This window comes from Enterobacteriaceae endosymbiont of Neohaemonia nigricornis (assembly GCF_012571795.1).
GTDB lineage: Bacteria > Pseudomonadota > Gammaproteobacteria > Enterobacterales > Enterobacteriaceae.
The window spans coordinates 291,420-316,382 of the sequence record NZ_CP046222.1; the positions used below are offsets into that span (position 1 = coordinate 291,420).

Genomic DNA, 24,963 nt, shown 5'->3' on the forward strand with positions numbered 1-24,963 from the left:
ATTTATGAGAGGACCTATGTTATTGATTTTTATCATTATTGAAGTAATGACAATTCTACTATTATGACTTATAAAATACAAATAAAGCAATATATAAATATTATTTATATAAATATATATTTTTATAATAAATTCTTTGTAGGCAATATTATACTATTTTATTTAATTTATATATTTAAATATATAAATTTTTTAGTTTATAATATAAAAAAAATATATTTTATATTATATTAATATAAATAAATAATTTATATTACTAAATATATGACAATATTAGCTTTTGATTTTGGTACCAAATATATAGGTGTAGCAGTTGGCAATGCTTTTATTAAAATAGCACATACATTAAATGTTATTAAAAATAAACGTAAAAACGGTAAAATTAATTGGTTAATGTTTAATAAGTTAATTGATACTTGGAATCCAGAAAAAATTATTGTAGGTTTGCCATTAAATATGGATGGTAGTAAACAATACATTACTATTTTAACAAAAAAATTTGCATCTAGTCTAAAACATAGATACCATATTTGTATAGAATTACATGATGAAAGATTAAGTACAATAGAAGCAAAAAATATTTTATTTTCTTATGGTGGATGGAAAAACTTACAAAGAAATAATATTAATTCTATGTCAGCTTCTATTATTTTACAAAGTTGGTTTAACAATAAATAATAATACCTAATTTGATAAAATAATTATATAATATTTTAATATTTATATAGTATATTTTATGAAATTATTATTTATAGTACATGTATTAAACAAAAATATTTGTTTATATATAATGATATTTATTGAGGTTTTAAATATATATTTATGAGGTTGTAAACTATGTTAGCAATAATTCTTTTATTACGTAATATAATAGATGTATTAATTTTAATATGTATATTACGTATATGGATTTATTATACGATAAAAAATACATATAATACTTTTGCACAGTTTATTATAAAAATATCTCAACCAATAATTCAACCATTTCAAATATTATTACCTAATATTAAAAACATTGAATTATCTACATTAATTCTTTTATTTATTCTAGTAACCATTAAATACCCTTTATTAGTTTTACTTAATACAAAAACTATACCATTATATAGTTTTATTACATTAATATTTATAGGTATTCTTGTATTATTTAAATCATTAGGAAATTTAATTTTTTGGTTAATTACTATACGTACTGTATTTAGTTGGTTTGATAGAAAAGCTAACGATTTTGATTATATATTAAATACATTGACAGATCAAATAATGTATCCAATAAAAAAAATTATATTACCTATTGGTAATATTGATGTTATTCCTTTTGTTATTAGTTTAGTTTTGTATTGTCTTAATATTTTAGCTATGGATATTTTTCCACAATTTTGGTTTATTATATAATATATAACTATGTATTCAAATAAATATTTATATTGTAGTTTATATATACATATACCTTGGTGTATAAAAAAATGTTATTACTGTGATTTTTATTCTTTAATATATCATAAAGACAACAAGAAAATACAAAAAAAATATATAGATCATTTAATTATAGATTTAAAAAATGAGCTTTTAATAATTAAAAAGAATATATATATAACAAGTATTTTTTTTGGTGGGGGTACACCTAGTTTAATAGAAACAGAATTTATACAATATTTTTTATATGAAATTAAAAAATTAATATATATACCTAAAGACATAGAAATTTCTATGGAGATGAATCCTACTCTTTTGAATATTAAAAATATAATAAAATATAGCATACATGATATTAATAGAATATCTATTGGTGTACAAAGTTTTAATAATCAGCATTTAAAAAATTTAGGTAGAATACATTCTAATAAAGATGTATATAATACCATATATAAAATATTAAAATATAAATCTTTTACTATTAATTTAGATTTAATATATGGTTTGCCAAATCAAACTATAAAAGATGTAAAAAAAGATTTAAATTGTGCAATAAATATATTTCCAGAACACATTTCTTGGTATCAATTAACTATTGAAAAAAATACATTATTTGGTAGGTATCAACCTAAAAATTTACCTAATAATGATATATTATGGAAAATGTTTATATCAGGAAAAAATATTTTAAAAAAATATAATTACTTACATTATGAAATTTCTTCATTTGCAAAAAACAAACTAAATAAATGTAAACATAATTTAAATTATTGGTATAATAAAGATTATTTAGGCTTAGGATGTGCATCACATAGTAAGATAACAAATAATAATAAAATTATACGTACAATACGTAATAAAAGTATTAAACAATATATTAATGGTAATTATGTTATTTCCAGAACAATACTTAAAACACAAGATAAAATATTTGAATTTTTTTTAAATAGAACACGTCTTTTACAAAATATTAAAAAAGAAGATTTTATAAAAACTACAGGATTAAAATTAAAATATGTTTTGCCTTTTATAAATCAAGCAATAAAATTAGGATATATGAGACAAAATGATAAATATTGGATTATAACAAACAAAGGATATTTATTTTTAAATAATTTATTAGAAATATTTATTTAATTAAAAAATATTTTTTATATTCAATAATATATATAGTTTTATTATTTCTTATTGCTTTTTCCCAAAATTTTGTTTTTGAATATTTTAAAATATTTTTTTTATAAAAATTATTATATTCATTAGAATGTAATATTACATAATTATAATAATGTAAATTATGTATAATATTATTAATTTGACAATAATAATCATAACAATCAGTCATTATATATAATAATCCATTATTTCGTAATCTATTAAAAATTAGATTAATAAAATATTGATTTAATAATCTTTTTTTTTTATGTTTATTTTTCGGCCATGGATCTGGAAAATATAATTGAATTATATTTATTGATTCATTACATATCATATTTTTTAATACTAAAAAAGCATCATAATAAATAAATTTAATATTACAAGTTTTTTTAATTAAAATATTATTTAAACATTGAATAATACCAGGCAAATAAACATCTATAGCAATAAAATTATATTTTTTATTATCTTGAGATAAATTATTTAATAAATTACCTGTGCCAAAACCTATATCTATAATAATAGGATTATTATTTTTAAAAATATTAAATAGATTTGTTTTTTTATTTTTATAAATTATTTCAAACAAATTAAAATACTTATTAAAAATAATTTTTTTATTATTATTTACTTTTCTAAAGCGACATATAAAACTTTTAATATATTTCATAGACATTAATAATTTTAATATTTAATTGTTTATTCAAAATAAATAATTGATATAATACGATTACATATCATGTATACATAAAAGTAAAAATTATATAATGTCAAGAAAAATTTTTTGTAGTTATTTTCAAATACATATGAATGGATTAGAATATAGCGTATATCCAGGTATTATTGGAGAAAAGATATATAATAATATATCTAAAAAAGCATGGTACTTATGGTTAAATAAACAAACAAAATTAATTAATGAACATAACTTAAATATGGCTAAAGAAAAACACCTACATTATTTAGAAAAAGAGATGATATTATTTCTTTTTAAGAATAAAATATGAATAACTTAAACTATTGGAGCTAAGCGGGATCGAACCGCTGACCCTCTGTGTGCAAAACAGATGCTCTACCAACTGAGCTATAGCCCCATTTTATTGTAGGCTTGAGTGGATTTGAACCACCGACCTCACCCTTATCAGGGGTGTGCTCTAACCAACTGAGCTACAAGCCTATTAACAATATACGGTAATTAACACATATTTATTATAAAATGTCAACTAAATATTTTACTAATATATAAAAATTACATACATATAGGATATTTATAACTAATGTTAATATATAAAAACAATATTATAATTATTATTTTAATTTTTATAACATTATTTTTTATAATAAAAATAATAAGATTGTATAAAATACAAAATAAAAAATTAAAAAATCAAATTATAATAAAAAAAATGTTAATAGAACGATATTATAATAAAAATTCTGAAAATATTCAAACAAAACTACAATTAATACGATATAAAAATATAAATATTAATTTAAAAGAAAAAATAGAACAATTAAAAACTATATGTAATAAATATACAGAAAAAATAGAAAATTTTAAAAATTATAAATTAGATAATGATAATTTAAATTCTAAAATAATAGAACAATCTCAAATTATTAATAATTTAAAAATAGAAATTAAAATTATTAAAAATAAATTTTATGATACAAAGAATTTTTTTCAACAAAAAGAAAAACTAATGATAAAATATCATGATAACATAAATATAAAATTAAAAAAATTAGCTAATACAGTTATTGAAAGTAATACAAATCATGTAACAAATTTAAATGATGATAATATTATAAAAATTATACAACCTTTACAAAAGCAAATAGAAAGTTTACAAAATAACTTACAAAATAACTTAAATCAAGAATCTATAGAACGTAATATTTTACAATATGAACTAAAAAATTTAAAAAAATTAAATATGCATCTATCACGTGAAGCAAATAATTTAACTCAAGCATTAAAAGGTAATAATAAGTTACAAGGCAATTGGGGTGAATTAGTATTAACTAAAATATTAGAATCATCAGGATTAAGACAAGGTCATGAATATGATATACAAAAAAAAATATTTTTACAAGATAAAACTTTACAACCTGATATAATTATAAAATTACCAAATAATAAAAATATTATTATTGATGCTAAAGTTACTTTAGTTTCATATGAACGTTATTTTAATAGTGATAATGATAATATATTACGTACCCAATTTTTAAAAGAATATATCACATCTGTCAAAAAACATTTAAGATTATTAAATAGTAAAAATTATCATACCTTATATAATATTATATCTTTAGATTATATAATTATGTTTATTCCTATTGAAACAGCATTCTTATTAGCTATTAATCACAAACCATCTTTATTATATGAAGCACTAAAATATAATATTATGTTAGTTAGCCCAACCACATTAATGATTGCATTAAGAACTATTAATAATTTATGGAATATTGATAAACAAAATAAACATTCTTTATTATTAGCTAATAAAGCTACAAAAATATATAATAAAATTAAAATTTTTGTTGATGATATATGTACATTAGAAAAAAGTTTAAATAAATTACAAAATAATTATAATCTTATTATAAAAAAACTTTTATATGGTAAAGGAAATATAATAACACAAGTAGAAAGTTTTAAAGATTTAGGAATTGATGTTTTAAATAAAATTGATACTAATTTTTTAAAAAATAAATAATATATATTAATTAAAAGGATTAGTAAATGTTTGATATGAGTGTCAATTTAACTAGTAAAAGATTTGATAATGATCATCAGCTAGTTATAGATAGAGCTAAATTATATGGTATTAATGGTATGTTAATTATAGGAAGTAATGTTAATGATAGTATTTATGCTAACCAAATAATATTACCATATAAGAATTATTGCTGGGCTACAGCAGGCGTACATCCACATTATGCTAATTTATGGAATAAAAATACTATTAATATTATAAATAATATTATTAATAAATATAAAACAGTTGTAGCTATTGGAGAATGTGGATTAGATTTTTATAGAAATTTATCTTCAAAAAAACAACAAATATTTGCATTTAATGCTCAATTAGAATTAGCAACACAATATTCTTTACCTTTATTTTTACATTGTCGTAACGCATTTTCTGATTTTATAAAAATTTTAAAAAAATGGATTGATAAAATCCCTATATCTGTTATACATTGTTTTTCAGGTAATCAATATGAATTACAACAATGTTTAGATATGAATTTATATATTGGGATATCAGAATTATTTTTCAATAAAAAATATAGAATATTTTCCATAAATGATATTAATATTATTCCCAAAAATAAAATTGTTATAGAAACAGATTCTCCTTATTTATTATTTAAAAATATATATAAAAATATATATAAAAAATATCAAGGACGTAATGAACCTTTTTTATTAGTTAATTTAGTAAAAAAAATTGCTACATATCAAAAAAATAATATTGACATAGTAAAAAAACAAACAGAAAAAAATACACGTATTTTATTAAATATATAATAAATATATTCTAATTTATACTTATCAATATATAATAAAGAGAAAAATTATGACATTACTTATTAATATATCTGATATTATTTTAAATAAAATTAATATTGGCACTAAAATTAAAATTAAAGGTTGGGTACGTTATATTAGACATTCTAAAATAGGTATATCTTTTATTACTATATATGATGGATCTAATATTCAAGATATACAAATTATTGCAAAAAAATATCTTGATAATTATAAATCTGAAATTTTATCTCTTACTACTGGATGTTCTATAGAAATTATAGGGTCTTTAATTTTATCACCTCATATAAATAAACAAAAATATGAAATAGATTCAACAATAATTAAAATTATAGGGTGGATTAATAATCCTGGTTCATATCCTATTTCATTAAAAAAACATAGTTTAGAATATTTAAGAGAAGTAGCACATTTACGTGCTAGAACTAGAATTATAAGTAGCATAATGAGATTAAGACATTATATTACTATATATATACATAATTTTTTACACCAACATAATTTTTTTTGGATTAATACTCCTATTATTACTACTTTAGATACTGAAGGTTATAGTAAAATGTTTCATATTTCTACTATAGAATCAAATAATTTTTTTAATAAAAAATCATTTTTAACTGTTTCAGGACAATTAAATTTAGAAACATATGCTTGTGCAATGTCTAAAGTATATACTTTTGGTCCTACTTTTAGAGCAGAAAATTCTAATACTACACGTCATTTAGCAGAATTTTGGATGTTAGAAATTGAAATAGCTTTTGCAACATTAGATGATATTATATCTTTTGTTAAGAAATTTATTAAGCATATTAGTAAACAAATTTTAACATTTCATATAGAAGAAATTAATTTTTTATCTGAATATACAAAACAAGACTTATCAATTAAAATACAAAAAATATTATCTGATAATATATTTATTATAGATTATACAAAAGCAATAAATATTTTACAAAAATGTAATATATCATTTAAAAATAAGATATTTTGGGGTATAGACTTAGCTATAGAACATGAAAAATATTTAACTAATACATATTTTAATAGTCCAATAATTATATATAATTATCCTAAAAAAATTAAACCATTTTATATGTATTTAAATGATGATAATAAAACAGTTGCAGCTATGGATTTATTATTACCTAATATAGGTGAAATTATAGGCGGTTCACAAAGAGAACATAGAATAGAAATTCTAAATAAAAGAATATTAGAATTAAATTTATGTAAAAAAGATTATTGGTGGTATAGAGATTTAAGAAAATATGGTACCGTACCACATTCTGGATTTGGTTTAGGAATAGAAAGACTTGTATCCTATTTTACAGGATTTAATAATATAAAAGATATAATACCATTTCCTAGAACACCTCATAATGCTAAATTTTAAATTATATATTAATATTTTTTATATAATTTTTGATATAAACTTATTATATTTTATTTCTTTTAATAAAGTAGTATTTTGACCATGACCTGGTAAAATTATTGTGTTTTGATTTAAAGTTAAGATAGAATTTTTAATAGATTTCATTAAATGTGTATAATTACTAAAAGGCAAATCTGTACGCCCAATACTATTTTTAAAAATTATATCACCGGATATTAAAACATGATGCTCTTTAATGTAAAAAATTAAATGTCCAGGTGTATGCCCCGGACAATGATATATATTAATTAATATATTCCCTAAACTGATTTTCTGTTTATGACTTAACCATTGATTATATTTAAAAATACAATTATATAAACTAAAATATATAGTTTGTAATTTTATATTTTTTATCCATACTATATCATATTTATGAGGACCACAAATAGGTATATTATATTTTATAGATAAATTATATGCAGCACCTATATGGTCTAAATGACCATGAGTAATTAAAATTAATTTTATATATAAATTATATTTATTTATAATATTAATTATTTTATATATATCACCACCAGGGTCAATAATAGCAGTATATAATGTTTTTGTACACCATAAAATATAACAATTTGTTTGAAAAAATGTAACTGGAATTACAATATATTTCATAAAAATACACTTATAATATATAAATATAAAGAAATTTCATAATAAAAATTTAACTAAACTGTTAAGATTATTTGTTTTTTGCTGCTTGAAAAGCTTCAGTCATTACATTAATAATTTTGTCTTTATGATATTTTTTTTTAAAATTATCTTCTACTTCTTTTAAAGATAATAACATATTAACTATACGATTTTTACGATCAATATTATTAATTTTACCTTCAATTATATTATTAATTTTAAAATATTTATTAATATGAGTATGATTGTAATGATCTTGATCACTAAATTTAACATTACCAATAATATTATTTTGTAATTCTAAAATTAACATATTGTTTTTAATTTCAATAATTTTACCATTAATTATTTGACCTTTTTTATGTATTTTATAATATACAATTAAAGGATCTTCACTTAATTGTTTAATTCCTAAAGATATTCGTTCTCTATCAGCATCTACTTGTAATACTATTGCTGTAATTTCTTCACCTTTTTTATATTTACGTACTTCATCTTCACTATTATTAATCCAAGATAAATCTGAGATATGTACTAAACCATCAATACCACCATCAAGACCAATAAAAATACCAAAATCTGTAATTGATTTAATTTTTCCTTTTACTTTTTCTCCTTTATTATGATTTTGTGCAAATAATAACCATGGGTTAGTAGTACATTGTTTCATACCTAATGAAATACGTCTGCGTTCTTCATCTATATCTAATACCATAACTTCAACTTTATCATTAATTTTTACTTTTTTTGAAGGATGAATATTTTTATTAGTCCAATCCATTTCTGAAACATGCACTAATCCTTCAATACCATTTTCAATTTCTACAAAACATCCATAATCTGTTAAATTAGTTACTCTACCTATTAATTTACTATTTTCAGGATAGCGTTTAGAAATAGAAATCCAAGGATCTTCTCCTAATTGCTTAAGTCCTAATGAAACACGTGTTTTTTCTTTATCAAATTTTAATATTTTAACAAATATTTCTTCACCTATATTAATAATTTCACTAGGGTGTTTAACTCGTTTCCAGGACATATCTGTAATATGTAATAATCCATCAACTCCACCTAAATCAACAAAAGCACCATAATCTGTTAAATTTTTAACTAATCCTTTAATTTTTAAACCTTCATGTAAGGTATTAAGTAAATTTATTCGTTCTGCACTATGTTCAAATTCTATTACAGCTTTTCTAGAAACAACTACATTATTACGTTTTTTATCTAATTTAATTATTTTAAATTCTAATTCTTTACCTTCTAAATGTGAAGTATCTCTAATTGGTCTAATATCTACTAATGAACCAGGTAAAAAAGCACGAATACCATTTAAATCAACAGTAAATCCACCTTTAACTTTGCCATTAATAATACCAACAGTATTAGTATTTTTATATTGTGCTTGTTCTAATATCATCCATGACTCATGTCTTTTTGCTTTTTCTCTAGATAAAATCGTTTCACCAAAACCATTTTCTATAGCATCTAAAGCAACATCTACAATATCACCTACTTTAATTTCTAATATACCTTGAGTATTCTTAAATTGTTCTATAGGAATGATAGATTCTGATTTAAAACCAGCATCAATTAATACAATATCTTTTTCAATGGCAATTACAGTACCTTTAATTATATCACCTAAAATAATATTTTTATTTTTTAGTGATGATTCAAATAATTGTGCAAAAGACTCAATCATATTCTTAACTTTTAACTTATGTATTAAATAATAAACTTACATCATATTAAGTATTATTGTTAATCGGACTTATAAATATCCTTTTTATAAGTAAAATAATTTTATGTATAATATTTTAATATTATATATAATGTTTTTTATTAAATTATATTAATTTTTATGTATATAAAACATATATTCTAATTAATAAAGTTATCATTAATAATGTATTTCTGCAACTATCTTAAAATTTTTGTATTAATAGACAAATATAAACATATGTTTTTTATAATTAAATATTATTTATATAGCTAGTTAATTTAACAATCAATTATACAAACTAATTTTTTTAAAATCTTTAAAAAAATTTGGATATGTTTTGTTAGTACAAGAGGGATTAATAATTTGAACTGCATTATCTGATAATGCTAATAAAGCAAAACACATAGCCATGCGGTGATCATTATATGTTTCTATAATACTAGCTTGAATCTTTTTAGGTGGAGTAATACTAATGTAGTCTATACCTTCAATAACTTGTGCACCAGTTTTTCGTAATTCTATAGCCATAGCATGTAAACGATCAGTTTCTTTAACACGCCAATTATAAATATTACTGATAGTAGTTGTACCACCAGTTGCAAATAAACAAGTAACTGCTATCGTCATAGCAACATCAGGAATATGATTCATATCCATAGAAATAGCATGTAATATATTACGTGTACAACTTACATAGTTATTTCCATAAAAAATGTTTGCTCCCATTTTTTTTAAAACTTCTATATATTTTATATCACCTTGAATACTATTTTTATCAATATTATTTAATTTTACTGTACCTCCCTTAATAGCTGCTGCAGACAAAAAATATGAAGCTGAAGAAGCATCACCTTCAATAATATATTTATTAGGAGATAGATATTGTTGATTACCACAAATATAAAATTTAGTATAATTATAATTTTTTATAATAACACCAAATTTTTTAATTAATTTTAATGTAATTCTAATATATGGTTGAGATACTAATGTATTTTTAATAATTATTGTTGTATTATTTTCTAATAATGGTGCTGTAATTAGTAATGATGTTAAAAATTGGCTAGAGATTGATCCATCTAATTCTAATATTTCAGTGCCTATAAAACCACCATGTAATTGTATTGGAGGATAGTTTTCTCTTTCTAAATAAGTAATTTTAGCGCCTCCTAAACGCAAAGTATTAACAAGATGTCCAATAGGTCTTTCTTTCATTCTATCTTCTCCTGTTAAAATAATATTACATATTTTATTTGCAGAAAATAAAGCTGTTAATGGTCTAATAACTGTACCTGCATTACCTAAAAATAATGTATTATTTTTATTTTGAATATTAAAAATTCCATTATTACCAATAATATGACATATATTTTTGTGATGATTTATTGTAATTTTTATACCACATATTTTTAATGTATTTAGCATATATTTTGTATCATCACAATTTAATATATTATATAATGTAGTACAGCCCATAGATAAAGCAGATAATAATAAAACTCTATTTGAAATACTTTTAGAACCTGGTAAATTAATACAACCACTAATTTTTTTTATAGATGTTAAAGTTAAAATATTATTCATATTGGATTTATAATTAGGATGATGTAATTTATTATAACATTTATAAATATTTTTTTTCAAAATCATTCATACAATTTACTAATTTTTTTACACCTTTTAAAGGCATTGCATTATATATTGAGGCTCTAATACCCCCAATAGCATTATGACCTTTTAAAAAAAATAAACCATGATTATTTGCATATTTTAAAAATAATTTTTCTGTTTTAATATTAGGTAATGTAAAAACTATATTAGTCATAGAACGATTTTTTTTAGCAATATTATTAATATAAATATTACTATTATCAATAGTGTCATATAATAACTGAGATTTTTGTTGATTTATATGAGATATAGTTGATATACCACCTTGTTGCTTTAACCATTGTAAAACTAAATAAGATAAATATAGTGCAAATGTTGGTGGAGTATTAAACATTGAATTATGTTGTGCTATAATTTGATAATTTAATGCTGAAGGCAATTCTATTCTTTTTTCTTGCTCTAATAAATCTTTTCTTATTATAACAATAGTTAAACCAGCTGGGCCAATATTCTTTTGAGCACTAGCATATATTACACCATATTGTTTAATATTAATATATTTTGTTAAAATGTATGAAGATAAATCAGCTACAACAATTATATCATTAAAACTAGGTTCTTCATATGTAGCAATACCTTCTATAGTTTCATTAGGACAATAATGTATATATTTAATATCATTATGTATGTGCCATTTATTCATTAATTGAATATAATCTATATTATTTTTTTTTTTTTTAACATTTAAAACATATGGATTACAGTATTTTTTTGCTTCCTGTATAGCTTTATTAGACCAAAAACCCATATTAACATATGCTGCTTTATCATTATATTTGAGCAAGTTCATTGGAACTGCTGAAAATTGAGATCTAGCACCACCTTGACAAAATAAAATTTCATAATTATTTGGTATATTCATCAATGTAATTAAATCTTCTTTAAGATCTTCAATTAAACGTATAAAATATTTACTACGATGACTAATTTCCATAACAGACATATTTAAATTATTCCAATTTAATAATTCTTTTTGTGCTTGTTTTAATACTGTATGTGGCAAGATTGCAGGGCCAGGACTAAAATTAAAAATTTGATTCATATATATTGTTCCTTTTAAAATAAAAACATATTAAAAATATTTTTGTTTAATATAATTATCATGTGTATATAAAGACATGATTATACCAAAATTACTCATCATCATAATTAAAGATGAACCACCATAACTTATTAATGGTAATGGAACTCCAACAATAGGTAATATTCCACTGACCATACTAATATTAATAAATATATAAAAAAATAATATTATCATTATTCCACAAATAATAACTTGTTTAAAAATATTTTTTAACCTTAATGCTAAAATTATACCTCTTATTATTAATAGTATATAGACAGTAATAAGTATAATTACACCTACAAAACCAAATTCTTCTGCAATTACAGAAAAAATAAAATCAGTATATTTTTCTGGTAAAAATTGTAATTGAGTTTGAGTACCATTTAACCATCCTTTACCAAATAAACCTCCAGAACCAATTGCAATTTTAGATTGAAGAATATGATATCCAGTTTTTAAAGAATCATTTTCCGGATGTAATAAAATTAAAATTCTAGATCTTTGATAATCATGCATAATTATAAACCATAAAATTGGCAAAGAAATTAATATAAATAAAATATTAATTATAATTAATCGCCAAGATAAACCAGATAAAAACAATATAGTAATTGCTGCAATATCAATTAAAATAGCAGTACCTAAATCAGGTTGTTTAATTACTAAAATAGTAGGAATAATAATAATTAATATACTAATAAAAAACTGTTTAATATTTATAGTATAAGATTTGTTATTAAAATATTGTGCTAAAAATAAAGGTAAAATAACTTTAATTATTTCAGATGGTTGAAATTTGAATAATCCTATATCTAGCCATCTTTGTGCTCCTTTGATAGTATTACCTAATATATTAACTAGTATTAATAAAAATATACAAATTATATAAAATAAAAAAAAACAATTTATATATAATCTAGGAGGTATTTGAGCAATTATAAGCATAATAACTAAACCTATAAAGATCTGTATAATTTTATTGTTTAATATATGTAAATTTTTATTAGAAGCACTCCATACAATCATAATACTAAATAATAAAAGTAATAAAATTAGATATAAAAATATTAAATCTAAATGTAATTTTTTTTGTATAAAAATATAAATATTGTTTTTTCGCATAATTTTCTATTTAAATTTTATATTATATTTCAAATCCATTATAATGTTGAAAAATATAATCAAAAATTTTTCTTAATAATTTACCTATTAAAAGATCATGATTATTATTATTTTCTATAACAATAGTTATAGCAATTTTAGGATTATTATAAGGTGCAAAAGCAATTATAAGTTTATGATCTTTTAATTGTTCTTGCATTACTTGAATATTATTAACATTTTTATTTTTTAAACTAAATACTTGTGCTGTACCAGTCTTTGCGGCTAATGTGTATTTTACAGCAGTAAAATATGGGTGTATAGTACCATGTTTATTATGTGCAACACCATACATGCCTTTTTTAATAATATCCCAATATTCTTGTGGTATACCATTCACACTATTAACATTAGACGAATGAAAACAATATTTATCTTTTTTCATATCTATATATTTTAAAACATGCATTTTTTTTGTTATACCATTATTAATTAATATTGTTAATGCTTTATGTATTTGAATTGGTGTTGTATTCCAATAACCTTGTCCTATACCAACAGAAATTGTATCACCAATATACCATTGATTATTTATAAATTTTTTTTTCCAATTAATATTAGGCAAATTACCAGATTGTTCATTGTTTAAATCAATTCCTGTTTTATGTCCAAAACCAAATTTAGACATCCATTTATATATTTGTACAATATCCATATTATATGCTAATTTATAAAAAAACGTATCTGATGATTCAATTATTGCATGATGAAGATTTATATAACCATGTCCTTGTTTTTTCCAATCTTTATAAAATTTATAGTTTTTAGGAATTTTCCACCATCCTGGATCATACATTATAGTATTTATATTAATAATACCTAATTTTAAACCTATTAACGCTAAATATGGTTTTACTGTTGATGCCGGAGGATATATGCCTTGAATAACACGATTAAGTAATGGTTTATTAGGATTTCGTAAGAGTCTGTTAAATATTTTTTGGTCAAATATATTCATAAAAATATTAGGATCAAAACTAGGATTAGAAATCATAGTTAAAATATCACCATTTTGTGGATTACTAATTATAATAGCTATACGATAATTAGATATAATAGAATTAATATATTTTTGTAATTTTACATCTACTGTTAGATAAATATCACGACCAGATAATACTTTTTGTACTATTTTAGTATAAATTATCTCACCTTTATTATTTATAACACTTTTTTTATAACCTGGTATACCGTATAAAATATTATCATAATATTTTTCAACACCGGTTCTACCTACTATAGAAATATTATTTAAAATATTTTCCATAGATTCATTATATTGTTGATAATATGTATTATTTTTTATATTATCTTGCACTACATAACCTACTAAATGAGCAAATAATGATTTAAAAGGATATAAACGTTTGTGATATTTTTGTAAATAAATACCAGACAAGTTATGTTGATTTATTATAAATTTTGCAATTTGTATTTCATTTAATTCTTGTAATAAAATTATTGGAGTATATTTATCACTTTGTTTTTTATCTTTAATAAAAGTTATTAACTTATTTAAATTTATATTTAAATTTTGATTGAAGGGAAATAATCTTTTTAAGATTATTAATGTTTTATTTATATCTTTAATACGCAAAGGTATTGCATATATACGATAATAAGTTTGATTAATAGCTAAAGGTATACCATTTCTATCGTAGATCATACCTCTATGAGGAATTATTCTTGATAATTTAGTATAATTATTTTGTGATGCTATTAAATATTTATTAAAAGATTTAATTTGTAAATAATATAAATTAAACAATAATATTAGTAATAATAATACAGATATATTAATTATTATAAATATTCTATAAAATAATGTTTTTTGTTTAGATGCTGCATTTTTTAGCAAATAAGAATGCCATTTCATGTTTAATATAGTACCATGTTATTGTAATAAGATATTTATTTAAAATAAAAAAATTAATTTTTCTAAATCTATCCAAATATATTTATCTATATAATTATTTATTAAATGGTTTTTTATATTTATATCTATATTTAATAATATTTCTATAGATAAATATAACTGTTTATTTGATATTTTAGATATTACTTTAGTAATAAATTGATATTTATATTGAGGTATATTAAATTTCAAAAAAATTTTTTCAAGATTATAATTTTTTATATTACGTTTAATTTGTATAAAATATATTATATATTTAACAAAATTATTAATAATAAATAAAGGATTATATTTATTAACTTTCATCATATTAATTATGTAAAAACTTTTTTGTTTTTCACCTATTAAAATAAAATGAATTAAATCTACATATTTAATATCAATTAAATTGCCGATATAATTATATAGTATTATACGATTAATATGAGTATATAGTTGTGTTAATGCAATATTATTTATAACTTGATTAATTAATGATATATTATTTTTATAAAAATATTGTAATAAATTAATTGCATTATCTGAGATAGATAATGTAAGTTTTTTGCATATCTTTAATATCAATATTTTAGATTGTAAATCATTTAATTTATTAAATATTATATATTTAATAAAATGATTATTATTTATTAATAAAATTTTTTCTATTAATAATTTTTTATATATATAAGGATTTAAAATATTATGTATTTCTATTATTAGAATAATATTATTATTTAATAATTTAAGTATTTTTTTTATATTTGTTTTATTTTTAATAATATGATTTTTATCATAAAAAATTAAATTAATTATATGTTTATTATAAAAAAAATTCATACAACAAAATTTAGTAAATATATCTTTCCAAATAATTGTATCATCTATAATTATTATTATATATTCTGTATAATCATACTTTTTAATTTTATTAAGTAATGTTTGTATATATTGCTTAATTAAGTAAGATTCATTCCCTATAATAATATAACAATTATATTTTAAGCATAAATCTTGTAATATCATATCATTAATTTTTTTTAGTTATACAAACTATAATTTATATAATAACATTATTATATAATATAAAAAAATCTATTAAAAATATATATAATATTTTATTTATATTGTTACTATATTAAAAATTTTATTAGGAATAAATATAGTTTTTATAATTTTTTTATTTTGGATATATTCTAATATTTTACTATTCTTATATATAATTTGCTTAATCATATTTTTATTATTTTTATATTGTATAGGTATTTCAATATTATATTTTTTTCTACCATTAATTTGAATAATAATATTAAAAAAATTAATAAACATTGCTTCATCTATATTAATAATATTAGGCCATGATTCTTGTTCGATGTCATTTTTATTACCAATATATTGCCATAATTTATAACTATAATGAGGAGCAAAAGGATATAATATTTTTATAATAGTTAATAATGCATAATGTATTATAGTATAATCTAATATATCTGATATTTTATATTTAATAATATTGTTTACTAATGACATAATGCTAGCTATTGCTGTATTAAATGTTTGATTTATGTTAATATCTTTTGTAACTTTGCTAATTGTATAATTAATTTTTTTTTGTAAACAAAATTGTTTAAAATTATATTTATTATACATTTTTTGAATATCATAATGTATATTAATAATATAATTTAATTTGCGGTATTCATAAATAAATTTCCATAATTTTTGTAAAAAACGTAATATACCATTAATACCAGATTCCTGCCACTCTAAAGACATAGTTGGTGGTGCTGCAAACATTAAAAATAAACGTAATGTATCTGCACCATATTTTATAATCATATGTTGTGGATCCACACCATTATTTTTAGATTTAGACATTTTAATCATTTTATGTCTAGTTAATAAATTATTATTAGTATCTAAAAATAATTTTTTATTATTTTTATAATTTATTACTACATTTTTAGCATTAACCCAATATTTTTTATTATTATTTATATAATAAAATGCATCTGATAATACCATACCTTGACATAGTAATTTTTTTACAGGTTCATTAGTATGTACTAACCCAATATCTCTCATTAATTTATGAAAAAAACGGATGTAAATTAAATGCATAGTAGCATGTTCTATGCCTCCTACATATTGATCTACTGGCAACCAGTATTTAGTATCATATACATTTAACATGGCTTTGTTATATTGAGGACAAGTATATCTTGCATAATACCATGAAGATTCTATAAAAGTATCAAATGTATCTTGTTCTCTTCTAGCTATTTGACCATTATAATTGTAATGAAACCATGATAATTTAGATAAATGATATTGATCATAATTATAATATTTTGTATAAAAACTTTTTGGAAATATTACAGGTAACTCTGTATCTTTTAAAGGTAAAATATTTCCATTTTTTAAATTCACTATAGGTATAGGAGTACCCCATAAACGTTGTCTAGAAATACTCCAATCTTGGAGTCTATAATAATGTTTGTATTTTAAAAAATTAATATTTTCTAATTTTCTATTATTTTTTTTATTATTTATATCATTTAAAATATATTTTATTTTTTCAAATATAATATTAGTTTTTATAAATAAAAAATTATATTTTATGGCAAGTATATTATCTTGGTTATTATATAATGGTAATCCAAAAGTTGCTTGTAAATTATATATATTTGAAATATAATTTACTATTATTATCGGTATTTTATTTTTATTAAAATAATCTGTAGCAAATAAATTACTATTTATTGAAGATAATGGTTGATTTTTATATAAATTATTATTGCTATTTATAATAAAATCTTTTACTAAAGAATTTTCTTTGGCAATGGATTTACAAATAGGATGTGTATAAACTAGTTTAATAAAACTAGCATTATGAATTTTTTTAATATCTTTTATAAAAACATTTAATATTTTTGTATTACATATTGTATATTGTATTTCAAAACCTTCTATTTTGCCTATCCAATTTTTTTGCATTTTCTTTACTTGAATAGGCCAGTCATTTAAATATTTTAAATCATGTAATAATTCTTCTGCATAACTTGTAATTTTAAAAAACCATTGTGACATATTTTTAATTTCTATATTACTGTCACATCTCCAACAAGTATTATTATGTACTTGTTCATTAGCCAATACTGTTTTATCTACTGGACACCAATTAACAGGCATTTTTTTTTTATATATTAAACCTAATTCATATAATTTTAAAAAAAACCATTGTTCCCAACGATAATATTGAGGATCACATGTAGTAATTTCTCTATTCCAATCAAAACTAAATCCTAATTGTTGTAATTGTTTTTTCATATATTGAATATTTTGATAAGTCCATATATCAGGTGATATATTATGTTTAATAGCTGCTATTTCTGCTGGTAATCCAAATGCATCCCATCCAATAGGATGCAAAACATTTTTACCTAACATCCTTTGATATCGAGCAATGACATCACTAATCGTATAATTACGTACATGACCCATATGTAATTTACCTGAAGGATAAGGTAACATTGATAGACAATAAAATTTTTTTTTATTGTGATTAATTTCTGCTTGAAAAGTTTGTTTTTTATACCATTGTTTTTGTACATATTTTTCTATATTATGAGGATCATATTTTTCTTCCATACAAAAAATCCTATTTAGATATTATCTATTAGTTATATTTATAAAATAATTATAAATATTAAATATATTATTTAAAATTAAAATGTTAGTTAAATATAATGTTATTTATAAACATTATTATTTAAACATATGGATTATTATATCCTAACATATTTAATATATTGATTTCTTGAGATTCCATTTTTAAAGCATTATTATCATTATTATGATCAAAATTTAACAAATGCAAACTACTATGAATAATCAAATGCGCCCAATGTGCTTTTAATATTTTTTTTTGATTTAGTGCTTCTTGTTCTATAATTTGTTTACATAAAATAATATCCCCATAAATTTTTTTTGTATTATTTAAATCATTGTAAGGAAAACATAAAACATTAGTATATTTATTTTTTTTTAAATATTTTATATTTAATTGTTTTATATTTTGTTTTGTAACAATACTAATTGTAATATTAGCATCTTTTTTAAAGCTTTGAACAAATACTGTATATAACCAAATATTTATTTCACTTTTCATAGGCATATTTGTATTATTAATACAATTATGATAATAATTTAAAGTAATATAGTGCATATTATAAAAAATATATTAGAATTGAAAATTATTAATTTAATTAAATATTAATTATTTTGGTGTATAGACACTAAATTTCCATATAAAGTATATAAATAAAAATGATTTATTTTAATGTTTACAATTTTTCCAATACAATCTTTTGTGCTTTTAAAAAAAACTGTTCTATTATTTTCTGTTCTTCCGAAAAAATATTGATTATTTTGTGGTGCTATACCCTCTACTAAAATAGTTTGGATAGTATTTAACATTTTTGCACTAAATTTTTTTGTTTGTTTATTTATATGATATTGTATAAGATACAATCTTTGTTTTTTTTCTTTCATATCTATAGTATCTAACATTTTACTAGCAGGTGTACCAGGTCGAGAAGAATAAATAAAACTATAACTCATATCTATATCCATATCTAAAATTAATGTAATAGTTTTATTAATATCTTCTGTAGTTTCACCTGGAAAACCAACTATAAAATCAGAACTAATTTGCATATGTGGTCTAATATTTTTTATTTTTTCTAAAATATGTTTATACTCATTAATTGAATATCTTCTTTTCATTAAGGATAAAATTTTGTCGGAACCGCTCTGGACTGGTAAATGTATAAAATTAACTAATTGAGGTATTTTATTGTAAACATTAATCAAATCATCAGAAAAATCTTTTGGATGACTAGTAGTATATCTAATTCTATAAATACCATTAATTTTTGCAATCATACTTAATAATTTAGCAAATGTACAAATATAATTGTTTTTATCAATGTATTTGTAAGCATTAACATTTTGTCCTAATAGATGTATTTCTTTTACACCTTGTTGTGTTAGTTGTTGTATTTCTAATATAATATCCTTGTAAGGCCTACTAATTTCTTTGCCCCTAGTATAGGGTACAATACAATAAGTACAATATTTATTACATCCTTCTATTATAGTAATAAAAGCACTAATTGCATTAGTTTTTCTTATAGGGAAATAATTAAATTTTTCTATTTGTGGAAAACTAATATCAATTAATTTTTTTTTAAAGGTACGTACATTATAAATCATTTGTGGTAATCTATGTAAAGTTTGTGGACCAAAAATAATATCAACATAATGTGCACGATAAAATATACGTTCTCCTTCTTGGGTTGCAACACAACCACCTACACAAATAATAATTTCAGGATTATTTTGTTTTAAATATTTCCATCTACCTAATTGATGAAATAATTTCTCTTGAGCTTTTTCTCTTATAGAACATGTGTTGAGTATTAAAATATTTGCTGTATCTGCTGTTTTAATGATAGTACAGTCTATTTTTTCATTTATTAAATCAGCTATCTTTAATGAATCATATTCATTCATTTGACAGCCCCAAGTTTTAATATATACTTTATTATAAAACATGATGTAATAGTACAAATTTTAATTGAATTAATATTTATAACACTGGGGTACCTGGATTCGAACCAGGGATGCCGGTATCAAAAACCGGTGCCTTAACCACTTGGCTATACCCCAAAATTAAAAATATATTACGGAAGACGAGAATCGAACTCGTACACTATATATTATAGTGCTAGAACCTAAATCTAGTGCGTCTACCAGTTTCGCCACTTCCGCAATAATAATATTATTTGATTGACAATAACTACTAGCTATGATGGGAATTGAACCCATGACCTCAGCGTTATGAGTGCTGTGCTCTAACCAACTGAGCTACATAGCTAAAATCTATTATTTCCACTTACATATTATGTAATATATAAAAGCATAACGTCAACTATTTTATTACATAAAATATATATTTTTTTTATATTATAGAGTATTCATACTATGGATTATATTAATTATACTAAAAATTTTATTTGTCAAATAATAAATCAAGATTTACAAAAAAATAAATATAAAATTATTTGTACTAGATTTCCGCCAGAACCAAATGGTTATTTACATATTGGACATTTAAAATCAATATGTTTAAATTTTTTTATTGCAAAATTTTATAAAGGTAAATGTAATCTGAGATTTGATGATACAAATCCATCTAAAGAACATGCTAAATATGTTCAAGCAATACAAAAAGACTTAAAATGGTTAGGGTTTACATGGTATAGTAATATTACATATTCTTCAGATTATTTTCATCAAATATATCAATATGCAATAGAATTAATTAAAAAAGAATTAGCTTATGTTGATGAATTAAATATAAAAGATATTCGTGAATATCGTGGAACATTATTAACAAATGGCATTGATAGTCCATATAGATATCGTAGTGTAAAAGAAAATTTAACTTTATTTGAAAATATGCGTTTAGGAAAATTTCCAGAAGGAAGTATGTCTTTAAGGGCTAAAATTGATATGAATTCTAATGCTATTATTATGAGAGATCCGGTTTTATATAGAATTAAATATATTAAACACTATAAAACTAAAAATGAATGGTGTATATATCCTACTTATGATTTTGCACATTGTATAGCTGATGCTATTGAAGGCATAACACATTCTTTATGTACATTAGAATTTCAAGATAATCGTATGTTATATAATTGGATATTAAATAATATTAGTATAAAAAATTATCCTAAACAATATGAATTTGCAAAATTAAATATTGAACATTCAGTGTTATCTAAAAGAAAAATTAATATTTTATTGAAAAATAACATTATACAATCATGGAATGATCCACGTTTATTTACAATTTCAGGATTACGCAAAAGAGGTTATACTGCTTCTTCATTAAAAAATTTTTGTTATGGTATAGGTGTTACTAAACAAAATAATCTTATAGAGCAAACTTTTTTAGAATCTTATATAAAAAACGAATTAAATCAACGTGCATATAGGATTATGGCTATTTTATATCCTTTAAAATTAATTATTATTAATTTTCCTAAAAATATTACGGAAATTATAATAAAAGCACCTAATCATCCTAATAATAGCAATATGGGTTATAGATATATTTTCTTTACCAAAGAAATATATATAGATAATACTGATTTTATAGAACACATATCTGATAATACTAATAAAAAACTAACTATTGGACAAGAAGTTCGATTAAGATATGCTTTTGTTATTAAAGCCGTAAATATAATAAAAGATATACAAGGCAATATAATTTGTGTACATTGTCTTTATGATCCCAATACTTTAGGTGTTAAAATTAATAAAAATAGAAATGTAAAAGGTATTGTACATTGGGTATCTAAAATATATTCTGTAAAATCAGATTTCTATTTATATAATGAATTATTAATTAATAAAAATAATGAAAATATAAAAGATATTTTATCTGTTATTAATAAAAAATCATTATTAATTTGTAAAGGTTTTATTGAAAAAAATATATTACAACTTTGTAATATAACAAAACATTTTCAATTTGAAAGAATTGGATATTTTTATTTAGATAAAATATTTAATAATCCAAAAAAAATTATTTTTAATAGAATTACTAAATTAAAAAAAAAATAATTACATAATTAAAAGAAAAATCAATTATATAAATATATAATTGATTTTAACATATTAAATAATATTTTTTAATTCTTTCATAATTTGTTGTACCCATTGTTTAATACGAGAATCTGTTAATTCAGCTTGTCTATCTTCATCTAAAACTAAGCCTAAAAAATAATCTTTATTTTTTAAACTATTTGTTTTATAAAAATTATAATTAATATTAGGCCAATATCCAATTATATTAGCTTTATTTTTTTTAATTATTTTATAAATAATACTTAAAGCATCACAAAAATATTCTCCATAATCTTCTTGATCACCACAACCAAATAATCCTATATATTTATTTTTAAAATTAATTTTTTTTAATATTGGTAAAAAATTATCCCAGTCATATTGCAATTCACCATAATACCAAGTAGGGATGCCAAATAATAATATATTAAAATTTTGCATATCTATTTGTTTAGTATTGGCAATATCGAAAACTTGTGCCATATGATGGCCTATATGATCATATAATTTATATGCAATATTTTTAGTATTACCAGTATCACTACCAAAAAAAATACCTATTTTAGACACACAAAAATTCTCCTTATAAATTATTGTAAACAAAAATTTAATATTCTTTTATATACTGAATCTATATTTTCTACATGTAAAAAATGTCCTGCATTAGGTATATTAAATATAATGGCATTTGGAAATTGTCTAAATATATCATTATAATATATATGATTAATATAATTAGATTTCATTCCTTTTAAAAATAAAATATTACCTACCCAAGGTTTTAATATTTTCCATGAAGATATATGTTTATATGCTTTTTTTATAAAAAATATATTAAAATTCCATTTTCCTTTATAAAATGATTGTAATAACATATTAATTATATATTTATTATGGATATATAATTTCATGATTTCTGATACTTGTTTTTTTATAACAATATTTTTTATATATACTTGTTCTAATGCAAAAAAAATATTTTTAAAACTATAATTATAACATACTGGTGCTATATCCAAGACAATAATTTTTGATATGCTATTATATAATATAGTAGTTAAAAACATAGCAATTTTACCACCTATAGAATGTCCTATAATAATAATATTTTTATATATATTTAAAAAATTTAATGTATCTAATATATCTTGGGACATTATTATATAATTCATATTAGGATGATGTGCAGAACATCCATGATTTCTTAAATCTAATAAAATAATTTTACAATTTAGATGTTCGTTTAAAAAAGTACCTAATGATAATAAACTGTTTTTATTACCAAATAATCCATGTAATAAAATTATATTTTGCTGAAATTCATTAGAATTATTATTATTTATTATTAATTGATCTAAAATCATTGTAATTATTATGTCGTTATTAAATTTTTATAATAAAATATAAGTAAATAAAATAATTATGTTATAATACAAACATATAATTTCTATTTATTATATATTTAAAATAATTAAAATTAAACATTATAAATTTAATTATAAATAAATATATATTTATCCATTTATATTATAAA

The 24,963-nt window shown here is 20.2% G+C and carries 21 protein-coding genes and 5 tRNA genes; 8 read left to right on the forward strand and 18 right to left on the reverse strand.

Annotated features, from left to right (window positions below; genetic code table 11):
• Positions 1–264: 264 nt before the first annotated feature.
• From ruvX to hemW, 3 genes are all read left to right on the forward strand, one after another.
• A complete protein-coding gene (gene ruvX, locus GJT85_RS01430; RefSeq protein ID WP_208754449.1) occupies positions 265–678 on the forward strand; it encodes a Holliday junction resolvase RuvX in 414 nt (137 codons plus the stop codon).
• 159 nt (positions 679–837) lie between these two features.
• Complete coding sequence (locus tag GJT85_RS01435; protein ID WP_208754450.1) at positions 838–1,398, forward strand: YggT family protein; 561 nt, start codon at positions 838–840, stop codon at positions 1,396–1,398.
• A gap of 9 nt (positions 1,399–1,407) precedes the next feature.
• Positions 1,408–2,556 carry a radical SAM family heme chaperone HemW gene (gene hemW, locus GJT85_RS01440; protein WP_208754451.1) on the forward strand — a complete coding sequence of 383 codons (1,149 nt, stop codon included), beginning with the start codon at positions 1,408–1,410 and terminating at the stop codon, positions 2,554–2,556.
• Here the strand turns inward: hemW and trmB are convergent.
• Entirely contained in the window at positions 2,549–3,244 is a 696-nt protein-coding gene (gene trmB / locus GJT85_RS01445) for a tRNA (guanosine(46)-N7)-methyltransferase TrmB (protein ID WP_208754452.1), read from the reverse strand. The two genes, hemW and trmB, sit on opposite strands and share 8 nt — an antisense overlap.
• A gap of 97 nt (positions 3,245–3,341) precedes the next feature.
• On the opposite strand from trmB, the gene GJT85_RS01450 reads away from it, so the two are divergent.
• A complete protein-coding gene (locus tag GJT85_RS01450; RefSeq protein WP_208754453.1) occupies positions 3,342–3,581 on the forward strand; it encodes an oxidative damage protection protein in 240 nt (79 codons plus the stop codon).
• A 14-nt stretch (positions 3,582–3,595) separates the two neighbouring features.
• On the opposite strand, the gene GJT85_RS01455 is transcribed toward GJT85_RS01450, so the two are convergent.
• Both GJT85_RS01455 and GJT85_RS01460 read right to left on the reverse strand, forming a co-directional pair.
• Positions 3,596–3,668: transfer RNA gene (locus GJT85_RS01455), tRNA-Ala, on the reverse strand.
• Positions 3,669–3,677: 9 nt separating this feature from the next.
• Positions 3,678–3,751, reverse strand: a tRNA-Ile gene (locus GJT85_RS01460).
• A 100-nt stretch (positions 3,752–3,851) separates the two neighbouring features.
• Between GJT85_RS01460 and rmuC the strand changes: the two genes are divergently transcribed.
• Genes rmuC through asnS form a run of 3 tightly spaced genes read left to right on the forward strand, consistent with a single transcriptional unit; the run spans position 3,852 to position 7,532 of the window.
• Positions 3,852–5,300 carry a DNA recombination protein RmuC gene (gene rmuC / locus GJT85_RS01465; RefSeq protein WP_208754454.1) on the forward strand — a complete coding sequence of 483 codons (1,449 nt, stop codon included), beginning with the start codon at positions 3,852–3,854 and terminating at the stop codon, positions 5,298–5,300.
• Positions 5,301–5,326: 26 nt separating this feature from the next.
• Complete coding sequence (locus GJT85_RS01470) at positions 5,327–6,118, forward strand: TatD family hydrolase (RefSeq protein ID WP_208754455.1); 792 nt, start codon at positions 5,327–5,329, stop codon at positions 6,116–6,118.
• A gap of 49 nt (positions 6,119–6,167) precedes the next feature.
• On the forward strand, positions 6,168–7,532 hold the full coding sequence (asnS, locus tag GJT85_RS01475; protein ID WP_208754456.1) for an asparagine--tRNA ligase: 1,365 nt from the start codon (positions 6,168–6,170) through the stop codon (positions 7,530–7,532).
• An 18-nt stretch (positions 7,533–7,550) separates the two neighbouring features.
• Here asnS and GJT85_RS01480 read toward each other — a convergent pair whose 3' ends face one another.
• From GJT85_RS01480 to GJT85_RS01540, 13 genes are all read right to left on the reverse strand, one after another.
• A complete protein-coding gene (locus GJT85_RS01480) occupies positions 7,551–8,186 on the reverse strand; it encodes an MBL fold metallo-hydrolase (RefSeq protein WP_208754457.1) in 636 nt (211 codons plus the stop codon).
• 67 nt (positions 8,187–8,253) lie between these two features.
• On the reverse strand, positions 8,254–9,909 hold the full coding sequence (gene rpsA / locus GJT85_RS01485) for a 30S ribosomal protein S1 (protein ID WP_208754458.1): 1,656 nt from the start codon (positions 9,907–9,909) through the stop codon (positions 8,254–8,256).
• Positions 9,910–10,215: 306 nt separating this feature from the next.
• Positions 10,216–11,514 (reverse strand): 3-phosphoshikimate 1-carboxyvinyltransferase, encoded by a 1,299-nt coding sequence (gene aroA, locus GJT85_RS01490; protein ID WP_208754606.1) that lies wholly within the window; start codon positions 11,512–11,514, stop codon positions 10,216–10,218.
• Between the two features lie 40 nt (positions 11,515–11,554).
• The gene (serC, locus tag GJT85_RS01495) at positions 11,555–12,643 is read right to left on the reverse strand and encodes a 3-phosphoserine/phosphohydroxythreonine transaminase (RefSeq protein WP_208754459.1); all 1,089 of its coding nucleotides are present in this window, start codon (positions 12,641–12,643) and stop codon (positions 11,555–11,557) included.
• A gap of 30 nt (positions 12,644–12,673) precedes the next feature.
• On the reverse strand, positions 12,674–13,789 hold the full coding sequence (rodA, locus tag GJT85_RS01500; protein WP_208754460.1) for a rod shape-determining protein RodA: 1,116 nt from the start codon (positions 13,787–13,789) through the stop codon (positions 12,674–12,676).
• A gap of 22 nt (positions 13,790–13,811) precedes the next feature.
• Complete coding sequence (mrdA, locus tag GJT85_RS01505) at positions 13,812–15,704, reverse strand: penicillin-binding protein 2 (protein ID WP_208754461.1); 1,893 nt, start codon at positions 15,702–15,704, stop codon at positions 13,812–13,814.
• Positions 15,705–15,743: 39 nt separating this feature from the next.
• The gene (gene holA / locus GJT85_RS01510) at positions 15,744–16,748 is read right to left on the reverse strand and encodes a DNA polymerase III subunit delta (RefSeq protein ID WP_208754462.1); all 1,005 of its coding nucleotides are present in this window, start codon (positions 16,746–16,748) and stop codon (positions 15,744–15,746) included.
• A 96-nt stretch (positions 16,749–16,844) separates the two neighbouring features.
• Positions 16,845–19,373 carry a leucine--tRNA ligase gene (leuS, locus tag GJT85_RS01515; RefSeq protein ID WP_208754463.1) on the reverse strand — a complete coding sequence of 843 codons (2,529 nt, stop codon included), beginning with the start codon at positions 19,371–19,373 and terminating at the stop codon, positions 16,845–16,847.
• Positions 19,374–19,494: 121 nt separating this feature from the next.
• The gene (ybeY, locus tag GJT85_RS01520; protein WP_208754464.1) at positions 19,495–19,950 is read right to left on the reverse strand and encodes an rRNA maturation RNase YbeY; all 456 of its coding nucleotides are present in this window, start codon (positions 19,948–19,950) and stop codon (positions 19,495–19,497) included.
• 47 nt (positions 19,951–19,997) lie between these two features.
• Entirely contained in the window at positions 19,998–21,341 is a 1,344-nt protein-coding gene (gene miaB / locus GJT85_RS01525; protein ID WP_208754465.1) for a tRNA (N6-isopentenyl adenosine(37)-C2)-methylthiotransferase MiaB, read from the reverse strand.
• Positions 21,342–21,383: 42 nt separating this feature from the next.
• A tRNA-Gln gene (locus tag GJT85_RS01530) sits at positions 21,384–21,455 on the reverse strand.
• 15 nt (positions 21,456–21,470) lie between these two features.
• Positions 21,471–21,557 (reverse strand) — tRNA-Leu (locus GJT85_RS01535).
• Between the two features lie 32 nt (positions 21,558–21,589).
• Positions 21,590–21,663, reverse strand: a tRNA-Met gene (locus tag GJT85_RS01540).
• Positions 21,664–21,770: 107 nt separating this feature from the next.
• Here GJT85_RS01540 and glnS point away from each other — a divergent pair.
• Entirely contained in the window at positions 21,771–23,426 is a 1,656-nt protein-coding gene (gene glnS, locus GJT85_RS01545; RefSeq protein WP_208754466.1) for a glutamine--tRNA ligase, read from the forward strand.
• A 54-nt stretch (positions 23,427–23,480) separates the two neighbouring features.
• On the opposite strand, the gene fldA is transcribed toward glnS, so the two are convergent.
• Entirely contained in the window at positions 23,481–23,999 is a 519-nt protein-coding gene (gene fldA, locus GJT85_RS01550) for a flavodoxin FldA (protein ID WP_208754467.1), read from the reverse strand.
• A 20-nt stretch (positions 24,000–24,019) separates the two neighbouring features.
• Entirely contained in the window at positions 24,020–24,793 is a 774-nt protein-coding gene (locus tag GJT85_RS01555; protein ID WP_208754468.1) for an alpha/beta fold hydrolase, read from the reverse strand.
• Positions 24,794–24,963: the final 170 nt, after the last annotated feature.